Raw genomic sequence first — 18413 nt, 5'->3', positions numbered from 1 at the left:
CCCAACCTCCTGGAATCAGTCGAGCATCCTGGTGAGCTCGACCCGGGACCGCACTTCGAGCCTGGCGAAGATGTTGCGCAGGTGGTGCTCGACGGTGCGGTGGCTCAGGAACAGCCGCGCGGCGATCTCCCGGTTGGTCGCGCCCTCGGCGACCAGGCGGGCGATCTGCGCCTGCTGCGGCGTCAGCCCGGCGGTCGGGTCGACGTCGGCGCGCCCGGCGGCGCGGTTCGCGGCGCGGTCGGCGGTCCGGTCCGCCTGGGACGGTCCGACGGCCTCACCCGCCGCGCGCAGCTCCGCCCGTGCCCGCGCGACCCACCGGTCGGCCTCGTAGCGCTGGAAGATCTTCATCGCGTCGCGCAGGAGTTCGCGCGCGGCACGCGGTTTGCGGTCGCGCCGCAGCCGGTGGCCGTAGAACAGCTCGGTCTTGGCCAGTTCCATGGCGGTGCCGCTGGCCCGGTGCAACCGGATCGCCTCGCGGAAGTGCTCCTCCGCGCGGGCGCCTTCGGTGAGCAGGCCGTGGCAGCGGTGCGACAGCGCGAGACGTGCCGCGCTGCCGGTGGTGCCCGCCCACTTCTCGTAGCGCCGCAACGCGCGGTCCGCGATGGACAGCTGCCCGCACCCGACCGCGGCCTCCACGACGTGCGGCGCGGCCATCACCTTGATGCCGGTGTGCACGCCGCCCGACCCGGCGGCCATCAGCCGCAGCCGGTCCAGCGCGTCGGCCGGGCGGTCCAGCGCGAGGTCCACGCAGGCGAACGCCCACGCACCGAAGGTGCCGGAACGGCCGAGGCCGCGTTCGGCGATCTGCTCGGCGGCGGCGTCGATGCGGTGCACGGCGGTCTCCGTGTCACCCCGAAGCGCGGCGAGCAGGGCCAGGATCGTGAGGTGGTCGACCACGGCGTTGTGCTGGCCGATGGCGGTCGCCGCGTGCACGCCCTCGAACGCCGCCGACAACGCTGCCGAGTGCTGGTCGAGCAGCATCGCGGACAACGCCCGGTACACCAGCGCCCACGGCACGAGCGCCGTCAGCCCGTGCTCGTGCGCCGCCGTCACCGCGCTGGTCGCCAGCTCGTGCGCCCTGGTCGCGTCACCGAGGGTGTACGCGGCCTGGCCGCCCCAGATCTTGGCCTGCGGGTGCGGCACGCGTTCGGCCAGCTCCACCACGGACCGCAGCACGGGCAGGGCCTCGTCATGCCGTCCGGCGAACGTGGCCGCCATGCCGGTGAGGTGGTCCAGCGTGATCCGGGTTTCGTCCGGCTCGTCGGGTCGGCGCAGGCCGGCGGCAAACGCGGCGGTCTCGGCGTAGCGGACGTGGTCGCCCGCGATGCTGGCCGCCTCACCGGCGAAGCCGAGCGCGGTGATGGCCAGCGTGCGGTGCGTGCCGACGAGTTCGCCCGCGGCTTTCAGCAGCCGGCGGACCGCGACATCCGGCAGGCCGTTGCCCAGGTCGAGGCCGCCGCGGAGCACTTCGGTCCGCGCCCGCAGTTCGTTGCTGTCGGTCAGCCGGGCGGCGGTGCGCAGGGCGATGCGGGCGCGGCGGGGTGCGCCGGACGCCCAGTGGTCGGTGGCGGCGGCGATCAGGTGGCGCGCCCTGGCGTCCGGATCGGCGGTCAGGGCGGCGGCGCGGTCGTGGTCGCGGGCCGCGGCCGGGTAGTCGCCGCAGCGCCGGGCCCGGTTCGCCGAGTCGACGAGCCGTTCGGCGAACGCGTCGCGTGCGCCGGGCGCGCGGGCTGCCTCGTGCCAGGTGCGACGGGGGCCGGGTGGCAGGGTTTCGGCCAACGCGGCGTGCGCGGCGTAGCGCAGGACGAGCGGGATCTCCGTGCGCAGCGCGGACCGGACCAGCGGCCCGCCGTCGAGCAGGGCGTTCGCCTCCTCGATCGCGGCCAGGTCGAGGTCCGGCATCCGGGCCAGCGCGTCCGCGTCCACCTCGTCGTCCACCACGCACAACGCGACTGCGCACCTGGCCTGCGGTGACAGCGCGGTGAACCGGGCGCCGAACCGGGCGCGCAGCGAGCTGTCCTCGGGCAGCGCGTCGGGGCCGGGCGCGGTGCCGCCGAGCTGTTCGGACGTGAGCGCGCGGGCCAGCTCGGTGAGCGCCAGCGGGTTGCCGCGGGCCAGGTCGGCGACGTCGTCGGCGAGACCGGGTGCCAGGCCGGGCCGGAGTCCGCGCAGCACCCGGAGGCTGTCGGCGTGGTCGAGCGGGTCCAGCCGGACCCACGGCAGGCCGTGCGGCTCGGCCTCGGTGGCGATCAGCAGGGCCACCGGCTCGTCCGCGATCTCCGCGGCGAGTTCCACCAGCCAGTCGGTGTCCTCGAGGAGGTGGGCGTCGTCCACGCACAGGAGGACTTCGCGGCCGGTGGTCGTGGCGGCCTCCCGCGCGGCGGCGAGCATCGAGGTCTTGCCCGACCCGGCCACGCCGCGCAGCACCAGCGCCCCGCCGTGACCGGCACGGGCTCGGGCGAGCAACGCGTCTACGGCGACGCGCTGCCGGTCACGTCCGCGCAGCATGGGGCCAGTCTGGCCGGAGGTCGACGCCGGGCGGAAGGGGTGCGGCGGAAATTATCTACCAGCGTTAGTTTTCGCCCGCGGACCGGTGGTTGCACCGATGCGGAGCACTCACCCAAAGGCGCAAGGTCATCGCTGTCCGTAGTTCCCTGCCAAGCGAGGTGTACACCGACGTGCAACTCCGCAAACTGATCCCCGCGCTGATCCCCGCGCTGGCCCTGTCCCTGGTCGGCGTGACGCCGCCGGCGAACGCCGAGGTCGAGTACCGACGCGGTCCCGCGCCGACCACTTCCAGCATCGAGGCGACCCGCGGCCCGTTCGCCACGGCGTCCACCACGGTGTCCTCCTGGTCCGTTTCCGGTTTCGGCGGCGGCACGATCTACTACCCGACCAGCACCTCCGAGGGCACTTTCGGCGCCATCGCCGTCTCGCCCGGCTACACCGCGAGCCAGTCCAGCATGGCCTGGCTCGGCCCGCGCATCGCGTCGCAGGGCTTCGTGGTGTTCACCATCGACACCAACAGCCGCTACGACCAGCCCGACAGCCGGGCGACCCAGCTGCTGGCGGCCCTGGACTACCTGACCCAGAGCAGCTCGGTGCGCAGCCGGATCGACTCGAGCCGGCTGGGCGTCATGGGGCACTCGATGGGAGGCGGCGGCACCCTGCGCGCCGCCGAGCGTCGCCCCGCCCTCCAGGCGGCGATCCCGCTGACCGCGTGGCACACCGACAAGTCCTGGGGTGGCGTGCAGGTGCCCACCCTGGTCGTCGGCGCCGAGAACGACTCGGTCGCGTCGGTCTCGTCGCACTCCGAGCCGTTCTACACCTCGCTGCCGTCCACTTTGGACAAGGCGTACCTCGAGCTGAACGGCGCGGACCACTTCGCACCCAACTCGTCGAACACGACGATCGCGAAGTACAGCATCGCGTGGCTCAAGCGGTTCATCGACAACGACACCCGCTACGAGCAGTTCCTGTGCCCCGCGCCGGGGCGCAGCACGCTGATCGAGGAGTACCGGGACACCTGCCCGCACTCCGTCTGATCCGATACCCGGGCGTGGCGCCGCGACGAGTCGCGGCGTCACGCCCGTTCCACCACCGCCTCCTCCTCACACCGCGGCGCCGACTCCCCGTCGGCGCCGCGGTGTCGTTTCCACGCAAGACTGATCTTTTGCCCGCAAACTGGCGGAATGACGACTCGCCGACGTTTCGAATGGTCGTCAACTACACGTTCCAGTGAAAAACGCACACCCGAAAGAGGCACGTATTCGGGGCCAGGGCGAATGCTTCCACCAACGCCCCACAAGATCACTCGTTATTACACGCCCGAGCCCGCTACCAGCACAGTCTGTGCACTTCCCGGGGCCGATTGACCTCCAGGGGTGTACTCACATCAGCCGCTTTCCGCGGGGCATTCGGAGTCACTACCGTCACGGTGGACCACTGGACGGAATCCGATTGGCGGTGTGATGCGGTGACTGTGACCGATTCGGACTTGGACACCGAGCGACCTCGGCTCAGCCTCGGCACGGCGGCGGCGCGGAACCTGGCGACGACGACCAAGTCCGTGCCCCAGATGCAGGGCATCACCTCGCGGTGGCTGCTCAAGATCCTGCCCTGGGTGGAGGCGAAGGGCGGTGCCTTCCGGGTCAACCGCAGGCTCAGCTACGAGATCGGCGACGGTCGGCTGACCTTCACCAACATCGGCGCGGACGTGCGGGTCATCCCGCAGGAGCTGACCGAACTGCCGCTGCTGCGCGGCTTCGAGGACGTCGAGGCGCTGTCCGCGCTCGCCGACCGCTTCCAGCAGCGCGAGTTCCAGCCGGGCGACGTGCTGGTCGAGGAGGGCCGACCGCAGGACGCGGTCCACCTGATCGCGCACGGCAAGGTGAACAAGATCGGCCGGGGCGAGTACGGCGACCACACCGTGCTCGGCTCCCTCGCCGACGGCGACCACTTCGGCGGCCAGGTGCTCGCGGGCCCCCAGGGCGAGTGGGACTTCACCATCAAGGCGGTCACGCCGGTGATCGCCCTGATCCTGCCGTGGGAGGTGTTCGAGCGGCTCAACGGCGAGGCGGGTGGCCTGCGCGCGCACATCCAGCGCGCGTTCGCCAGCGGCACCGGGAGGTCCAACGCCTACGGCGAGGCCGAGATCGACATCGCGTCCGGCCACGAGGGCGAACCGGACCTGCCCGGCACGTTCGTCGACTACGAGGTCGCGCCGCGCGAGCTGGAGCTGAGCGTCGCGCAGACCGTGCTGCGGGTGCACAGCCGCGTCGCGGACCTCTACAACCAGCCGATGGACCAGGTCGAGCAGCAGTTGCGGCTCACCATCGAGGCCCTGCGCGAGCGCCAGGAGCACGAGATGGTCAACAACCGCGAGTTCGGCCTGCTGAACAGCGCGGACCTCAAGCAGCGCATCCACACCCGCAGCGGCCCTCCGACCCCGGACGACATGGACGACCTGCTTGCGACCGTCTGGAAGGAGCCCACGGCGTTCCTCGCCCATCCGCGGGTCATCGCGGCGTTCGGCCGGGAGTGCACCAAGCGCGGCGTCTACCCGTCCACGATCGACCTCAACGGGCACCACGTGCCGGCGTGGCGCGGCGTGCCCGTGCTGCCGTGCAACAAGATCGCGGTGAGCAAGACCCGCACCAGCTCGATCATGCTGCTGCGCGCGGGCGAGCAGAACCAGGGTGTCATCGGCCTGCACCAGACCGGCCTGCCCGACGAGTACCAGCCCGGGTTGTCGGTGCGGTTCATGGGCATCAGCGAGAAGGCGATCATCTCTTACCTCGTCAGCGCCTACTACTCCACCGCGATCCTCGTGCCGGACGCGGTCGGCGTGCTGGAACACGTCGAGATCGGCCGCGAAGACTGAGTCCCCCGACCAGATTGGGCAGCTGAAGTGACCGTGACAGACCCCGGCCTCGCTCCCGAAGAGGCCGAGCAGCAGCGCCAGAGCCTGAGCACCGCGAGTGCGCGGAACCTGGCCAGCACCACGAAGTCCACCCCGCAGATGCAGGGCATCTCGCCCCGGTGGCTGCTGCGAAAACTGCCCTGGGTGACCACCCAAGCCGGCACCTACCGGGTCAACCGCCGACTCTCCTACGCGCTCGGCGACGGCCGGGTGAGCTTCACCAGCACCGGCTCGGACATCCGGGTCATCCCGCAGGAGCTGCGCGAACTGCCCCTGCTGCGCGACTTCCCGGACGACGACGTGCTGGCCGCGTTGGCGAGCCGGTTCCGGCAGCGCGAGTTCCAGCCCGGCGACGTCCTGGTCGAGTCGGGAGGCCGGGCCGAGGAGGTCTACCTCATCGCGCACGGCAAGGTGAACAAGGTCGGCCGGGGCGAGTACGGCGACCAGACCGTGCTGGACACCCTGGCCGACGGCGAGCGCTTCGGCGACGAGGTGCTGATCGGCGGCGAGACCCGGTGGGAGTTCACGATCAAGGCCGTCACGCCGGTGATCGCCCTGGTGCTGCCGTGGCGATCCGTCCAGGAGCTGGAGGAGCGGGCCGAAGCGCTGCGGGCGCACATCGCGTCGGTGGTGCGCAACGCGGACAAGCCGCAGAACAAGCACGGTGAGGCGGCGATCGAGATCGCCTCCGGCCACGAGGGCGAGCCGGACCTGCCGGCGACGTTCGTCGACTACGAGTTGTCCCCGCGCGAGTACGAGCTGGAAGTGGCGCAGACCGTGCTGCGGGTGCACACCCGGGTGGCCGACCTCTACAACAAGCCGATGAACCAGACCGAGCAGCAGTTGCGGCTGACCATCGAGGCCCTGCGCGAGCGCCAGGAGCACGAGATGCTCAACAACCGCCGGATCGGTCTGCTGCACAACGCCGACCTGAAGCAGCGCATCCACACCCGCAGCGGGCCGCCGACCCCGGACGACCTGGACGAGTTGCTGTCCCGGCGGCGCAAGACGGCGTTCATGCTGGCCCACCCGCGCACGATCGCCGCGTTCGGTCGCGAGGCGAGCAAGCGCGGCCTGTACCCCGGCTCGGACGACGTGGACGGCACGCGGGTCATCACGTGGCGCGGTGTGCCGCTGCTGCCGTCGGACAAGATCCCGATCTCGCCGCAGGGCACCAGCTCGATCCTGGCCATGCGGATCGGCGAGCAGGACAACGGCGTGATCGGCCTGCACCAGCCGGGCATCCCGGACGAGGTGCAGCCGAGCCTGAACGTGCGGTTCATGGGCGTCAACGAGAAGGCGATCGTGTCGTACCTGGTCAGCGCCTACTACTCGGTGGCCGTGCTGGTACCGGACGCGCTCGGAATCCTGGAGCACGTGGAGATCGGCCGGTCCTGACCACACCGGAGTCGACGGCAGCCGGACCGCCACGTCCGGCTGCCCGTCTCCCCTGCGCGCCTGTTCACAGGGCAGGTGGGCACATCCCCCGGAACTGGAGTGTGGTGATGACCGACCTCGGCGTGAGCCTCGAACACCGATCCGCCCGAGAGGTGCTGGGTTGGAGTCGTGCGCGGGTGGACCCGGCGTTGCGGAAGGCGGTGGACCGGCTGCCGGACTCGATGCGCGCGGTAGCGGGTTACCACTTCGGCTGGTGGGACGAGGAGGGCAGGCCCACCGGCGCGGACCCCGGCAAGGCGATCCGGCCGGCGCTGGCGCTGCTGGGCGCGCAGGCGGTGGGCGGCGCGGCGCAGACGGCGCTGCCGGCCGCGGTGGCGGTGGAGTTGGTGCACAACTTCTCGTTGCTGCACGACGACGTGATGGACGGTGACACGACGCGGCGCCACCGTCCGACGGCCTGGCACGTGTTCGGGGTGAACCCCGCGATCCTGGCCGGTGACGCGTTGTTGACGCTGGCGCTGGACGTGGTGGCGGGCAGTGGTCACCCGAAGGCGCAGGAGGCGATCCGGGTGGTGTCGGCCGCGGTGCAGCGGCTGCTGGACGGGCAGAGCGCGGACCTGTCGTTCGAGCAGCGCGGCGACGTGCGGCTGGCGGAGTGCGTGCGGATGGCCGTCGGCAAGACGGGTTCGCTGCTGGGTGCGTCCTGCGCGTTGGGGGCGTTGTTCGGCGGCGGCCGGCCGGACCAGGTGGAGCACCTGCGGTCGTTCGGCGAGGAGGTCGGGTTGGCGTTCCAGTTCGTGGACGACCTGCTCGGCATCTGGGGCGACCCGGAGGTGACCGGCAAGCCGGTGTACTCGGACCTGGAGAACCGCAAGAAGTCGCTGCCCGTGGTGGCCGCCCTGACCTCCGACACCCCCGCCGCGCGGGAGCTTGACTCGCTCTACCACGCCGAACGGCAGCTCACCAGGTCCGACTTGGCGCACGCGGCCGAGTTGATCGAGCTGTCCGGCGCGCGGGCGTGGAGCCAGGGTCGGGCGGACGACCTGGTGGAGAGTGCCCGGGAGCACCTGCGCGCCGCGGAACCGACCGAGCGCGCGGCCCGGGAACTGGACGCCGTCGCCCGCCTGGCCACCCACCGGGACCGCTGACACGGGTCCACGCCCCCGCGAGGTCGCGTCGATCGGCTTCCCAAGCGATCGACGCGACCGTCTGCGGAGCAGCGGCCGTCAAGCGGAGTCGTGCGCGATGGCCTGCAGCACGTTGAGCCGTGCGGCCCGGATCGCGGGCAGGATCGCCGCGACCACGCCGATCCCGGCGGAGATCAGGAGGTAGCCGCCGAGCTGCGCCCAGGGGATGCCGATGTCGGTGATGCCCATGTCCTCCAGCGCCCGGACCGCCGCGACCCCCAGCGCGGTGCCCACCACGATGCCGAGCAGCGCGCCGAACACCGAGATCACCACCGATTCGACGGTGATCATCCGCATCACCTGGGCGCGGCGCATGCCGATCGCCCGCAACAGCCCCAGCTCACGCGTCCGCTCGACCACGGACAGCGCCAGCGTGTTGACCACGCCCAGCACCGCGATGAGGATGGCCAGCGCGAGCAGGACCTGGATCATCATCAGCACCGTGTCGAGCTGCGCGGCCTGCTGCCGCACGTAGGAGCTGAGGTCCTGCACGGAGACCTCGGGGTTGTCCGCGAACAGCGGTTCGAGGCGCTTGCGCACGTCGGCCACGTCCGCGCCCTGGTCGGCCTTGATGAACGCGCTGCTGATCTGCGGCAGCGCGAACCCGTCCACGGCGGACTCCGGCAGGAACAGCATGTCGTCGACCACCCTGCTCTCGGCCAGCACGAACGCCACCGTGTAGGTGCGCTGCTCGCCCTTCGTGGTCTGCACGGTCGCCGTGCTGCCCTGTCGCAGGTTCAAGGCGGTGGCCGACACCGCGTCCACGCCGATCTCCCCGTCCTCGAGGTCGGTGATCGTGCCGCCGGCGGCGCTGAGCCCGAAGATGCGCTCCATCGCGGGCACGTCGGTGACCGCCGTGGCGAACCTCCGCTCCCCGTTCACCAGGACGCCGTCGTTGTACCAGCCGAACGCGGACTCGACGCCGGGCGTGCCGGTGATCCGGTCCATCCGGTCGGCGGCGAACGTGCCGCCGACCTGGCCGTTGGCCGACGACTCGCCGGAGATGATCAGGTCGGCCTTGATCTGCGTGTCGGCGACCTTGGTCATGCTGGTGGTGGCGGAGGTGAGCACCACGCTGACGCCGGTGATCAGGGAGATGCCGACCATGAGCGCGGCGGCCGTGATGGCGGTGCGGCGCGGGTTGCGGGCCGAGTTGCGCCGGCCGAGCGTGCCCGGCACGGACCACGAGAGCAGCCTGCCGATCAGCGACACCACGGGTCGGCTGATCAGCGGCGTGAGCAGCGCGACGCCGACGAACGACACCAGCAGCCCCGACATGATCAGCCACAGCGTGCCGTCGGCGAACCCGAAGCCGAGCAGACCGCCGCCCGCCAGGGTCAGCACACCGCCCGCGACGGTCAACCGGGTCAGCGGCCGGTCCGGGGTGGAGGCTTCGCGCAGTGCCGCGACGGGCGGGATGCGGGAGGCGCGCACAGCGGGCAGCAACGCGGCCACGACGGTCACGACGAGGCCCACCGCGAACGACGAGATGATCGCCGACGGGGGCACCGCGATGCCCGCGAGGTGCAGGCTGCCGCCGCCGAACGTGCTGAACAGGGTCGCCAGCAACGCGCCGACGCCGATGCCCGCGCCGAGCCCGACCACGGACGCGATCAGGCCGATCACCACCGCCTCGACCACGACGGACGTGATCATCTGCCGGCGGCTCGCGCCCATCGCACGCAGCAGCGCCAGTTCCCGGGTGCGCTGCGCGACGATGATGGAGAACGTGTTGAGGATGATGAAGACGCCGACGAACAGGGCGATCCCGGCGAAGCCGAGCAGCACGTAGTTGAAGAACGCCAGGCCCTCGCCGATCTCGTCGGCCGACTCCGCGGCCAGCTGCTCGCCGGTCTTCACCTGGTACGCGTCGCCGAGCTCGCCCTGGACGCGGTCACGCAGCACGGTCTGCGACACGCCTTCGTCCGCGCGCACCGTGATGCCGCTGTACGCGCCGGGCGTGCCCAGGAGCAGCTGCTGGGCGGTGGCCTCGGTGAACGCCGTGGTCAGCTCGCCGCCGAGCGAGTCGCGGTCGCCGGGGTAGCCGAAGATCCCGGTGACGGTGAACGTCCGCTTCGGCTCCAGGGTGAGCACGGACAGCTGCTCGCCGACCTGGAACCCGCCGGTCTCGGCGAGGTAGGCGCTGATCACCACCTCGTCGTCGCGCTGCGGCCCGCGACCGTCCCGGATCTCCTCCTGGCCTTCGTCACGCCACGCGATGCCCAACCGCGGCGCGCCGGACGTGGTGAGCACCTTGCCGTTCTCGCCGATGGGACGGGCCGAGCCGACCACGTCGCCGACCGCCGTGCGCACGCCGTCCACCGACTCGACGGCCGCGACGTCCGCCGCGGTCAGGGTGCCGGCGCGAGCGGCCTCCGGGTCGTCCTGGCCCACCTTCGACTTGACCGCGACCTCGACGTCCACTTCGGAGTACGCGGTGGCGAACAAGTCCTTGAACGAGCGGTCCAGCGTGTCGGTCAGCACGAACGAACCGGACACGAACATCACGCCGAGCACCACGGCCAGGCCCGACAGGACCAGCCGGAGCTTGCGCGCCAGCACGCTCTTCAGCGTCGCCGTCAACATCACGCCACGACCAGCCGGTCGTCGCCGTCGAGGACCTTCATCGTGTCCAGCACGGCCGCGGCGGTGGGGTGGTGCAGTTCGCGCACGATCTGCCCGTCGGCCAGGAAGATCACGCGGTCCGCGTAGGACGCGGCGTTCGGGTCGTGCGTGACCATGACGACGGTCTGGTCGAAGTCCCGGGCCGAGCGCTGGAGGAAGCCGAGCACCTCGGCGCCGGACCGCGAGTCCAGGTTGCCGGTCGGCTCGTCGGCGAACACCACCTCGGGCCGTGCGACCAGGGCGCGGGCGCAGGCCACGCGTTGCTGCTGGCCGCCGGACAGCTGCGTCGGCCGGTGCGTGAGGCGGTCGCGCAGGCCCACCGCGTCGATCACGGCGTCGAACCAGGCCCGGTCGACCTTCCGGCCGCCGATGGCCGACGGCAGCGTGATGTTCTCCTCCGCGGTGAGCGTCGGCAGCAGGTTGAACTGCTGGAAGATGAACCCGACCCGGCTGCGCCGCAGCTCCGTCAACCCCTTGTCGCGCAGGCCGTTCACCTTCGTGCCGCCGATCCACACGTCACCGGAGTCGATCGTGTCCAGCCCGGCGAGGCAGTGCATCAGGGTCGACTTGCCCGACCCGGACGGACCCATGATCGCGGTGAACCGGCCGCGGTCGAACTCCACGCTCACCCCGGCCAACGCGGTGACCGCGGCTTCCCCCGTGCCGTAGGACTTCCACACGTCCACCGCTTTCGCGGCCGATCCCACGTTGCCCTGCACCGGTTCCCACCCCTCTGTCCGACGGCGCTCGCCGTCCCCGTGGGCAAATGTGGCGGAACCGGGTACTTCGGCGCGTCGGGAATGACCCCGGAATCGGAGTCGGGGTATTTCCCTTAGCCGGTGCGGAAACACTCCGGAGGAACACCGCGCGCCGTACTTCCCGTCGAACGCTGGCCGAACAAGGGACGAACGGAGGGTTGACCCCACCGATCATCCGATGCCTGCGATGTGGCTCCGACCGATTCGGACACCCGCAGAAAGCGGCCGGACACAGACCGTCGCGACGACACGCAAACCCTCCCACATGGCGGGAAAACCGAGACAGGAGGCGTGCCGGATCGTAGGGTCTAGCGGCGTCAGCGCCCTTGACCAAGCGCTGCCAAGATCAACGTCGACCGTTGTTAGGAGCTGGTGTGTCGACCCTCCGGGTGCGTCCCTACACCAGAACGGGCGGTCGTACGCGCTCCGCGACGACGCTGGCCATCGAAACCATCGTGACGACGAACGAACAGGCGGCGAGAGACGCCCTGACGTCGACCGCGGAACACCGGATCATCAGCGATCTGTGCCGCAATCCGCATTCCGTGGCGGAAGTCGCGGCGACGCTGCGACTTCCGCTCGGCGTGGTGCGGGTGTTGTTGGCGGACATGTCCGACATGAGCCTGATCAACGTGCACGAGGACGGCACGATCGACGACCGCGGTCGGCCGTCACTGGACCTGATGGAGCGGGTCCTCCTGGGGTTGCGCCGGATGTGAGCGGTCCCTGATCGCGTGGACGACCGCGGCCATGTCGACACCGCCGTGCCCCAGCTCCACCGTGCGGGTGAAGAGGGACAGGCACACGTCCAGCAGCGGTGACGCGACACCGGCGGCGCGGGCGGCGTCCACGATCAGCCGGTTGTTCTTGAGCACGTCGCGGGCCGAGGCCTGGACCTCGTAGTCGACGGCGAGGAGCTTCGCCGCCTTGGTGCGCGACACCTTGCTGGCCATGGGGCCCGCGTCCAGCACGTCGACGAACGTGCGCAGGTCGAGGTCGTGGCGTTCGGCGAAGTGGAACGCCTCGGCCAGGCCGGTGGCCATCGTGATCAGGAACAGGTTGACCGCCAGCTTCATCAGCAGGGCGTTCGGGGTCTGACCGCAGTCCACCACGTCCGCGCACATCGGCGCGATCACCTCGCGCGCCCGTGCCACGGCTTCGGGGGCGCCGGCGAGCATGGCGACCAGTTCACCGGCCTCGGCCGGGCCGCGCGAGCCCGAGACGGGTGCTTCGACGTAGTCACCGCCGGCGGCGCGGACGTCGACGCCCAGGGCGTGCGAGTAGTCCGCTGCCGTCGTGCCCATGTTGACGATCGTGCGGCCTCGGACGTTGTCCGCGAACCGGGGCGTGCCGCGTTCCAGGACGTCGTCGATCGCGACCTCGTCGGAGAGCATCAGGATCACGACCTCGGTGGCGGCGAAGACCTCGGCCGCTGTCGCGACGACCCGTGCGCCGACGTCCCGCAGCGGTTCGGCCCGGTGCGGCGACCGGTTCCACACCACCAGCGGCCGGCCGGACCGGGCCAGGTTGAGCGCCATCGGCTGACCCATGGTGCCGAGACCGACGAAACCGACCTCCACCAGAACCTCCTCGTCAAGTACCCGGACGCGCGATTCGCGGTGTCCCCGTCGGAGGCTCGTGGGTTCTGAGCGTTGAACTCACGTGTTCCGAACGTAGGACTCGCGGGTCCTGAGCGTAGGACTCTCGGGGTTACGAGGTGGGGAGGCGGACCAGGGTGGCGCCCTCCCTGGTGTCGCGGACGGTGAACTCGACGATGTCGTGCCACCGCATGCCAACAGCGGCGCTGAAGGTCACCGGGTCCTTGCCCGGGCCCGCCGCCGTCACCAACCACGAGCCGACGACCATCGACTCGCCGGTTCGGGACTTCGCAATCAACTCGCAGCGGGTCGGGCCCTTCGCGCCCTTCACCTCCACCTCCACCGACGTGCCCCATGGTTCGAGGCTCGCCGCGAGCCGGGCGTTCACGCCGGTGGCGGGGTCGGTGCGGGCGATGGTGCCCGCGACGTCCGGTGCGCCCTTCGCCACGTACGACGGGTCCGGCGCCGACGGCGTCGAAGAGGAGGCGGCGACCGGGTCGGGCGGTGAGGCGGCGTTCACCGACACGACCGCGGTCAGCGCGACGAGCACCACGGCAGCGGCGGCGGTCAGCAGCACCGCGGTGCGGCGCTTGCGCGCCCTGGATTCGGAGACCGAGTCGAGCATCGCGCGCACCGAGCGGCCGTCGGGCCGCTCCCCCGTGTTGGCGCGCAGCATGCCGTTGGCGTCGGCCTCGTCGAGCAGATCGGGCAGTTCGGCGAAATCCCGCAGGTCGAGCGCACATCGACGGCACTGGGCGAGGTGGTTCTCGAAGGCGTCGACCTCGTCCTCGTCGAGGACACCGAGGACGTACGCCGCCACGTCGACGTGGTTCGGCAGCGAAGTCACCTGTTCAGCCCCGATCCTGCAACGCGCGCCGCAGGGCGCGGAGCGCGTAGTACACCCTGGACTTCACCGTGCCGGGCGGTACCCCGAGCACCGCCGCGGCCTCTCCGACCGTTCGATCCCTCAGATATGTCTCGAGAATAGCCTCCCGGTGTTCCTCCGTCAGTCCGTTCATCGCCTCGGCGACGACGATCGCCGCCAGCGTGCGGTCCGCTTCGTCCCGCTGCGGCGCCTCGTCGGACGGCGTCAACTCCGACTCCTGCGGTCGGACGCTCCTCTTGCGACGGTCGTCGATGACCAGTCGCCGGGCGACGGTGAACAGCCAGGAGCGCAGCAGGACCGGGTCCCGCTCCAGCTTCTCGGCGTTGCGCCACGCCCGCACGAGCGTCTCCTGGACGATGTCCTCGGCCCACTGCCGGTCGCTGCCGGTCAGCCTCATGGCATGTCCGAGCAGCGCGCTGCCGAACTCCTGGTAGAGCCTGCGGATCAGCTCGTCTTCCAGACTCAAGTCCGGCCAACCGTGATCACTTTGGGGGGAAGTGCTGCGTCTGTGCCGCGCCACGCCGAGCATCCAAGCGCGCCGGCGGGTTCCGCGTCGAGGGTTTCGCGCCAAAAAAAGTCGTCGATTTGTTCGTGAACCGTCACCGCAACGTGTCCGTACTCCACGGTATCCGCCGCAATGGCACGGCCCCGGTTACCGGTCCGCTGGTCCTTTCGGCGGACCCGCCGGCCGGAGAAAGGACCAATGATGCGAAGTCGACGTACCCGGAACGCGTTGCTGCTGGTTCCGGCGGCGGCGGCGTTGATGCTGGTCAGCGCCTGTGGCGCCACCGCGATCGACACCGCCGCGAGCAGGGACGGCGCGGACGGCGCTGGTTCCGGTCCGACGACTCTCCAGCAGTCACCCGAATTCGGCAAGGAGCCGCACCAGATGCTCTCGGCGACCGAGTCGCGACAGGTCGGCTGGTTCGTCGCGGACGCGGGCGGTTTCGCGCTGTACCGCTACGACAAGGACTCCGCAAAACCGCCGAAGTCCACTTGCGACGGCGAGTGCCTGAAGTCGTGGCCGCCGGTGCTGGTCGGCGAGCACACCATGACGTCCGGGGTGGACCCGACGCTGGTCGGGTCGGTGGCCCGCGCGGACGGCAAGAAGCAGGTGACGTTGGCCGGCTGGCCGCTCTACCGGTACACGGGCGACAAGAAGGCGGGCGACCTGACCGGTCAGGGCAAGGGCGGCACGTGGTTCGCCGTGACGCCCGAGGGCCGGAAGGCGCAGGCCGAGGACGACGCGGCGCCCGGTCAACCGTCCACCGGCGACGGCTACTAGGACGAGAACCCATGTCAGCCAAGCGTTTCGCGGCGGTCGCGCTGGCCGTGCACCTGCTGCTCCTGCCCGTGCTGCCACTGTCCGTGCCGGCCGGTGTCGCGCACGCCGACGACCCGGCCGAGACCGGGCCGGTGCAGCAGACCCCGTTGGGCCCGATCTCCGCGCTGGACAAGGAACTGCTGGTCAAGGTGCGACTGGCGGGCCTGTGGGAGATGCCCATGGGTGAGGAGGCGAAGACCCGTGCGGCGAGCACCAGGGTCAAGGAGGTCGGCGCGCAGCTGGCGAGCGACCACATGTTCCTCGACGAACGGGTGGTGCGGCTCGCCTCGCAGATGGGCGTGGCGCTGCCCAACGAGGCCAACGCCGACCAGCAGTCCTGGATGGCGGAGATGCGCTCGCTCACCGGCGCGGCGTTCGACGACTCGTTCGCCAACCGGCTGCGCGCCGCGCACGGCTCGATCTTCCCGGCCATCGGCACGGTCCGGGCGAACACCCGCAACGAGGCGATCCGGCAGTTCGCCCAGGTGTGCAACCAGATCGTGCTCAAGCACATGACCCTGTTGGAGAGCACCAACATGGTCACCGACATGGGCCTGGCCAAACCGGTCGCCGCGGGGGTGGCGCCCGCGGCGGCGGTGCGCGGCGACCCGGTGCGGGCGTCCGCGCAGGTACCGGCGGACGGCCCGAGTCCCCTCGTCGTGCTCCTCATGTGCCTGGCAGGCGCGGTGGTGACGATCGGAATCCTGCGCGTGCTGCGGCCCCGCGGCGACGTCAAGTGAAAGGAGGTGGTCACCCACCCCACTCCGCACTGCCCTCCCCACCCCTGAACCCGCCCGGCAGGCCGTGACCCACTCCTGCACCGCCTGCCGGGCGGGTCGACCCCTCCCACCACCTGCGAGTTCTCTCCCGCCATCTCGGAGGTAACCACCCGTGCTCACCCAGGTTCCGCTGCTGATCGCCCAGGCGGCCGGCGGCGACCACGACGCCGGAGTGCGCCACGTCGCGCAGATCTCGGCGCGTCTGGCCTACGCGACCATGTGCGCCACCCTGTGCTGGGGCGTGCTGATCGCGACGGGCTGGGCCAACAAGCTCTCCGGCAGGCAGGGGTTGCGCAACAGCCACATGGTGCTGGCGACCATGGCCCTGACGTTCGGGTCGCTGCACGCCGTCGCGTTCACCCTGTTGCGGCTCGACGCGTTCACGTCCCTCCAGCTGCTGGTGCCGTTCGCCGACGGCGGCCTGTTCCGGCACGCCCTGGGCATCCTGGGCCTGGAGGTCATGCTGACCGTCGCCGTCACGGCGGGTCTGCGCAAGAAGGTCTACTACCGCAAGTGGCTGAGGCTGCACCAGCTCGCCTACGTCGCGGTAGCCGTGACCGTCGTGCACTCCTGGTTCGGCGCCGTCGCCAACGGCACCCTGGCCGTGGTCTGGCTGGCGGGCCTCACCATCCTGATCCCCACGGCGACCATCGCCGTGGCCCGGTTCCTGCCGCCGCACGTGCTGGTGAAGCTGGGCATGCTGGAACCGGAGCCAGGTTTCGAGCCCGAGCCGGACGGCGCGGGAGGCGCGGCGCTGGACATCAGCGTCGACAACGAGCGCTGCCACCGCTACGGCATCTGCCAGGCCGAGGCGCCGGGCCTGTTCCAGCTGGTCGACGACGAGCGCCTGCGCTACGAGCGCAGGCCGCCGCCGGAGCAGTTCGCCAATGCGCGGGCCGCCGCACGCGCGTGTCCGATGCGCGCGATCGAGTTGCGGGAGCGTGTGCGGTGAAGAACGAGGAACGCGTGGTGGTCGCGGGCGGCGGGCTGGCCGGGTTGCGTGCGGGCGAACGGCTGCGCGAGCTGGGCTTCCGCGGCGAGATCGTCATCGTCGGCGCCGAGCGGCACCTGCCCTACCACCGGCCGGCGCTGTCCAAGGAGGCGATCAACGGCGAGCTGGTCGCGTCCGACCTGCGGTTGACGATCAGCCGCGAGCTGGACGCGGTGTGGCGGCTGGGCACGGTCGCGACGCACCTGGAGCCGGACCGGCACGTGGTCGGCCTGCCCGGTGGCGAGGAGCTGAAGTACGACGGGCTGATCATCGCGACCGGCGTCGAGCCGCGGCACCTCGCGGGCGCGCCGCGGCAGGACCCCCGCATCCACGTGCTGCGCACGGTGGACGACGCGATCGCGATCAAGCGGGCGATCAACTCGACGCAGGGCCTGGTCGTGGTCATCGGCGGCGGTCTCATCGGCTGCGAGATGGCGGCGTCGGTGAAGTCGATGGGCCGTGACGTCGCCGTCGTGAGCCGGTCGTCCACGTTGCTGGGCAGCGCGGTCGGCAAGAGCATCGCGGACACGGTCACCGAGGCGCACCGGGCGCGCGGCGTCCGGCTGGCGATGGGCGTGAAGATCCGGCACTGGGTGCGGCAGTCGGGCGGGGTGGCCATCCACCTGTCCGACGGGCAGGTGTTCTTCGCCGCGGTCGTGGTGATCGCGGTGGGCGCCGCGCCGTCGGTCGCCTGGCTGCGCGGGTCGGGTCTGGTGCTGGAGGACGGCGTGCTGTGCGATCCCACGTGCCACGTGGTCGGCGGGACCGACATCGTGGCCGCCGGTGACGTCGCGCGGTGGCCGAACCTCCGGTTCGGAGGGCAGCCGCGTCGGGTCGAGCACTGGCTCAACGCGGTGGAAATGGGTCGGGCGGCTGCGGAGAACCTGTTGGCGGGCAGGGAGTCTTCGCGGCCGTTCACCCCCGTCCCCCGGTTCTGGACCGAGCAGTACGGCATGCGCATCCAGGGTTCGGGCCTGCCCGCGATGGGCACGGACACGACGACGTTGGCCGGGTCGCAGAAGGACCACCGGACCATCACCGGGTTCATCAGCGACGGCCGACTGGTCGGCATGGTCGGGCTGGACGCGCCGACGGCGATGATCAAGCTGTCGACGGAGCTGTGGCGGCAGAACAAGGTGACCGCGAGCCCGCGTCCGCCACAGCACAGCGCACCCGCCGCGTCGGCCGACCCGGGCGAGCACCGCCTGCCCGCCGGCCCGCGGGCACCGGCCGTGCCGCGTCAGGCACCGGAGCCCGTGCCTTCGCCTCCGCCTTTACCGTCGCACGCGCCTGTGGTGCGATCACGCGGGCACAGCCGCGCGTTGGCCCGCAGCGGACCGAAGGCACCACCCCGGTGATCAGGGGACGCCCGGCCCGCCGTTGCAGGTTGTTCACAAACTGTTCGCGATGTGTGAAATATTCATACATCGAGGACAGATTGACGC

The 18413-nt window shown here is 71.1% G+C and carries 15 protein-coding genes; 9 read left to right on the top strand and 6 right to left on the bottom strand.

Annotated elements, in window-relative coordinates; all coding sequences use genetic code 11:
• Nucleotides 1–15: 15 nt before the first annotated feature.
• Entirely contained in the window at nt 16–2508 is a 2493-nt protein-coding gene (locus OQ02_RS14260) for a helix-turn-helix transcriptional regulator (protein WP_051772289.1), read from the bottom strand.
• A gap of 170 nt (nt 2509–2678) precedes the next feature.
• On the opposite strand from OQ02_RS14260, the gene bdeA reads away from it, so the two are divergent.
• The 4 genes from bdeA (at nt 2679) to OQ02_RS14240 (ending at nt 7968) form a co-directional block, all read left to right on the top strand.
• Nucleotides 2679–3545, top strand: coding sequence for a bis(hydroxyethyl) terephthalate hydrolase (gene bdeA / locus OQ02_RS14255; RefSeq protein ID WP_051772320.1), 867 nt, complete (start codon nt 2679–2681; stop codon nt 3543–3545).
• Between the two features lie 431 nt (nt 3546–3976).
• On the top strand, nt 3977–5383 hold the full coding sequence (locus tag OQ02_RS14250) for a family 2B encapsulin nanocompartment shell protein (RefSeq protein WP_033438865.1): 1407 nt from the start codon (nt 3977–3979) through the stop codon (nt 5381–5383).
• A 27-nt stretch (nt 5384–5410) separates the two neighbouring features.
• Nucleotides 5411–6820, top strand: a complete 1410-nt coding sequence (locus OQ02_RS14245; protein ID WP_033438864.1) for a family 2B encapsulin nanocompartment shell protein — start codon at nt 5411–5413, stop codon at nt 6818–6820.
• A 107-nt stretch (nt 6821–6927) separates the two neighbouring features.
• On the top strand, nt 6928–7968 hold the full coding sequence (locus OQ02_RS14240; RefSeq protein ID WP_033439018.1) for a family 2 encapsulin nanocompartment cargo protein polyprenyl transferase: 1041 nt from the start codon (nt 6928–6930) through the stop codon (nt 7966–7968).
• Nucleotides 7969–8046: 78 nt separating this feature from the next.
• On the opposite strand, the gene OQ02_RS14235 is transcribed toward OQ02_RS14240, so the two are convergent.
• Together OQ02_RS14235 and OQ02_RS14230 are read right to left on the bottom strand one after the other, a co-directional pair.
• Nucleotides 8047–10593: an ABC transporter permease gene (locus OQ02_RS14235; RefSeq protein ID WP_033439017.1), complete on the bottom strand. Its 2547-nt coding sequence runs from the start codon at nt 10591–10593 to the stop codon at nt 8047–8049.
• A complete protein-coding gene (locus OQ02_RS14230; protein WP_033438863.1) occupies nt 10593–11351 on the bottom strand; it encodes an ABC transporter ATP-binding protein in 759 nt (252 codons plus the stop codon). The genes OQ02_RS14235 and OQ02_RS14230 overlap by 1 nt, the downstream gene beginning before the upstream one ends.
• A gap of 365 nt (nt 11352–11716) precedes the next feature.
• Between OQ02_RS14230 and OQ02_RS14225 the strand changes: the two genes are divergently transcribed.
• A complete protein-coding gene (locus tag OQ02_RS14225) occupies nt 11717–12109 on the top strand; it encodes a DUF742 domain-containing protein (RefSeq protein ID WP_231500025.1) in 393 nt (130 codons plus the stop codon).
• Here the strand turns inward: OQ02_RS14225 and OQ02_RS14220 are convergent.
• The 3 genes from OQ02_RS14220 to OQ02_RS14210 form a co-directional block, all read right to left on the bottom strand.
• Nucleotides 12062–12970, bottom strand: a complete 909-nt coding sequence (locus OQ02_RS14220; protein WP_051772288.1) for an NAD(P)-dependent oxidoreductase — start codon at nt 12968–12970, stop codon at nt 12062–12064. The two genes, OQ02_RS14225 and OQ02_RS14220, sit on opposite strands and share 48 nt — an antisense overlap.
• A gap of 130 nt (nt 12971–13100) precedes the next feature.
• Complete coding sequence (locus OQ02_RS14215; protein ID WP_033438861.1) at nt 13101–13835, bottom strand: anti-sigma factor family protein; 735 nt, start codon at nt 13833–13835, stop codon at nt 13101–13103.
• 4 nt (nt 13836–13839) lie between these two features.
• Entirely contained in the window at nt 13840–14403 is a 564-nt protein-coding gene (locus OQ02_RS14210) for a sigma-70 family RNA polymerase sigma factor (RefSeq protein WP_081915624.1), read from the bottom strand.
• A 177-nt stretch (nt 14404–14580) separates the two neighbouring features.
• On the opposite strand from OQ02_RS14210, the gene OQ02_RS14205 reads away from it, so the two are divergent.
• From OQ02_RS14205 to OQ02_RS14190, 4 genes are all read left to right on the top strand, one after another.
• Nucleotides 14581–15159 carry a hypothetical protein gene (locus OQ02_RS14205; protein ID WP_231500024.1) on the top strand — a complete coding sequence of 193 codons (579 nt, stop codon included), beginning with the start codon at nt 14581–14583 and terminating at the stop codon, nt 15157–15159.
• 11 nt (nt 15160–15170) lie between these two features.
• Entirely contained in the window at nt 15171–15938 is a 768-nt protein-coding gene (locus OQ02_RS14200; protein WP_033438859.1) for a DUF4142 domain-containing protein, read from the top strand.
• Nucleotides 15939–16089: 151 nt separating this feature from the next.
• The gene (locus OQ02_RS14195; RefSeq protein ID WP_156077043.1) at nt 16090–16929 is read left to right on the top strand and encodes a ferredoxin; all 840 of its coding nucleotides are present in this window, start codon (nt 16090–16092) and stop codon (nt 16927–16929) included.
• Nucleotides 16926–18326: an NAD(P)/FAD-dependent oxidoreductase gene (locus tag OQ02_RS14190; RefSeq protein ID WP_063747060.1), complete on the top strand. Its 1401-nt coding sequence runs from the start codon at nt 16926–16928 to the stop codon at nt 18324–18326. Before OQ02_RS14195 ends, OQ02_RS14190 begins: the two co-directional genes overlap by 4 nt.
• Nucleotides 18327–18413: the final 87 nt, after the last annotated feature.

The organism is Saccharothrix sp. NRRL B-16314 (assembly GCF_000716595.1).
In the GTDB taxonomy this organism is placed as follows: Bacteria; Actinomycetota; Actinomycetes; order Mycobacteriales; family Pseudonocardiaceae; genus Actinosynnema.
Note: the sequence above shows the minus strand (reverse complement) of the source record. Positions and strands in the feature narration are given on the sequence as shown.